3 protein-coding genes and 1 pseudogene are annotated in these 2,585 nt (G+C 40.4%); all 4 read right to left on the bottom strand.

Features of this window, described 5'->3' with window-relative positions; all coding sequences use genetic code 11:
* Positions 1-554 (bottom strand): hypothetical protein (locus QUA34_RS29925; RefSeq protein WP_333391122.1); only part of this gene is annotated, 554 nt, incomplete at its 3' end.
* 24 nt (positions 555-578) lie between these two features.
* Positions 579-1,421 (bottom strand): alpha-1,2-fucosyltransferase, encoded by an 843-nt coding sequence (locus QUA34_RS29920; protein ID WP_333391119.1) that lies wholly within the window; start codon positions 1,419-1,421, stop codon positions 579-581.
* Positions 1,422-1,609: 188 nt separating this feature from the next.
* Positions 1,610-2,245 (bottom strand): annotated as a pseudogene (gene galE / locus QUA34_RS29915) (UDP-glucose 4-epimerase GalE); the annotation flags it as partial.
* Positions 2,152-2,436: a hypothetical protein gene (locus QUA34_RS29910; protein ID WP_333391116.1), complete on the bottom strand. Its 285-nt coding sequence runs from the start codon at positions 2,434-2,436 to the stop codon at positions 2,152-2,154. The pseudogene galE and the gene QUA34_RS29910, both read right to left, overlap by 94 nt.
* Positions 2,437-2,585: the final 149 nt, after the last annotated feature.

The raw sequence follows: 2,585 nt of genomic DNA, 5'->3' as shown, positions 1-2,585 counted from the left end.
ACTACCATCTCGAAATATTTCTTAAAGTTGATAAACAATTCCTGAGTTTTACGGCTTTTCGTAAAAGCGATAAATCCGCCATTGTATTGAATGCTATTTGCATTTAGCGGCAACCCAACAGACTGCAAAGTTGACAGAATATCCTGCTTAACTCTTAATAAATTTGCCGCTTTAGCAATCGCAGGCTGCACATCTTCCGTCACCAACAAATCTACCCCATCAAGAAAATCAAAAACCTCATCTATTGGCGACAGCAAACAAATATCGCAGTCCATATAAATAGTTTTCTCAAACAAAGATTCCCCGTACAAAGCCAGCTTAGCTTGTCGCGATGCTAAAACAGGATTTTCATTAGAGGGTGCAGGTTTCAATATGACATTTCCGAACACCTGAAGTAAAGGATATAAAATTAGAGGAACTCTATCTATTAAAATAATAATTGGTTCCCGGTGAAACTTCCTGACAGACGCCAGAAAATGAACGCAATCCTGGAAAGAGTAAAGACCAGTTAATATAGTAATAAATCCCTTGACTGCTAATTTATTTGAATTCATTAATTTACTTATTGATTTACTTATTTACCGAGCGTGTGTCCACTCCCAAAAGCTCTCACTCCAGTCATCTCGTTCGTGAAAAATTCCTTGCCATTCATAAAAATGTACAAAATCTTTCAGGTTAATTGTTTTATTGACATCGCGGATCATATAAAGAGGTTGATCTCCATAAAAAGAAGCCCACATAGTATAACTGCTAGGCGGCCCGACAACATAGTCGCACTCAGCGAAAGCATACATATCTTCAATTAAATGACCGCTGCCAAATCCACAGTTAAAATTATCAAATAAACTAGGATTTTGTGGAATATTAGAACAAATCAAAAACTTGATTTTTTTGCCCTCAAATAGCCTTACTACAGAATTCATGACTTCTAAATATTGCTGAGTAGTGTAAAAGTATCTCCCCTTTTGATGCTGAGCATAATCCCCTTGACGGATGTGAATTCCGACTAGCATATCAGAGTTATCTTTTAAATTAAATATCAAACGATCTACATTGATTCTATATCGCTCTAATGGTGCAAAGTAGGCTCTAATCTGGTCGGCGTACTTGTGTAAATAGGGGAGATCTTCTACAAACCAGCCATCTCGAAATAGCCAGCCTTGAAAACAAACAATTGAACCGTTCTTGATTTGTGCGATATCCTGATATGTAAGCCAACTAAAAGGTTTTTTTCGGGTTATTTCTTGCGTTTTTAATAATTTTTGCTTGCTTAAATATTTAATAAAATTATAATATTTGCTTCTGACCAACTTGTTACCTCCTACGGTAAAATATGGAGGAGGATAAGAACACAAAAAATCCCCTGCGGTTCCCACAAAGAATTCTGCATATTCCTCAAAAGCCGGATTGAGAACAGTCAAATTATGCTCGATCGCCCAAGCAATGAAATTAGCAAAAAGCAGCAGTCGGTTGCCGAGTTGTCCCGATTTAGCAGATATTATTAGCATATTGTATTTTTGGGGCGGGCGGGACGCCCAACCCCTACTCTCCACAAGAATTCAATCAAATTTTGCTGTAATGGTAAGGTGCGCTATAAGCACGCTACATACTAAGAGTGGTGACACTTTTGATGCCACTGCCAAGCATGGGAGATAATATCCTTGATGTCTGGATATTCTGGAGACCAGCCCAAGGTGTCGATCGCCTTTTTGCTGCTGCCAACCAAAGCAGGCGGGTCGCCCGGACGCCGAGCGCACTCAACAGCCTTAATCTCTTTTCCAGTCACTTGGCGAGCCGTTTCTATCACCTCTTTCACCGAAAAGCCGCCACCATTGCGCAAATTAAAGAAATCAGATTTGCCACCATTTAACAAATATTCTAATCCCAAAATGTGAGCCGATGCCAAATCGTTAACGTGAATGTAATCCCGAATGCAAGTACCGTCAGGAGTCTCGTAATCCGTGCCAAAAATCGCGATTGAATCTCGTTTACCCAAAGCTGCGAACAACACCAGTGGGATCAGGTGAGTTTCTGGATTGTGATCCTCTCCTAACAACCAGTTAGGGTCAGCCCCAGCCGCGTTAAAATAGCGGAAACAAACAGACTTGAAATCGTACGCAGCGTCAAAATCCGACAAAATCCGTTCTACCATTAACTTAGTAGCACCGTAGGGATTGATTGGGTTTTGCGGGTGGTCTTCTGTGAGCGGAATTTTCTCAGGTACACCGTAAGTCGCGCAAAGGGATTGTTAAGTTGATTTGGTAAAAATATTGTAGCCGTGCGATCGACTATTCTAGTAAAGAGCGATCGCGTCACGTTCTTCGCGTACTGAGGGCGGTAAGGATAAGTGCAGTGCATTACTTTAATCGGTTTGTCGATCGTATAAACATCTTTCCACTTATCCAAGTAGTTGTAAACGGGGGACAAAGTTGTCATTTTCGGTTTCACTGATTCAACAGCAGCCGCAAAAACGCCCTGAATCTTTCAAGAGTAGCACATTTTGATGCGCCACTACCATCTCGAAATATTTCTTAAAGTTGATAAACAATTCCTGAGTTTTACGGCTTTTCGTAAAAGCGATAAAT

The sequence above is a fragment of the Microcoleus sp. POL10_C6 genome (genome assembly GCF_036701585.1).
GTDB lineage: Bacteria > Cyanobacteriota > Cyanobacteriia > Cyanobacteriales > Microcoleaceae > Microcoleus.
This window is presented reverse-complemented; position numbering and strand designations above follow the sequence as displayed.

What these genes read in the sequence shown, in the direction of transcription:
- QUA34_RS29910 (WP_333391116.1), bottom strand. Translation starts at nt 2,436, where the DNA reads ATGACAACTTTGTCCCCCGTTTACAACTACTTGGATAAGTGGAAAGAT.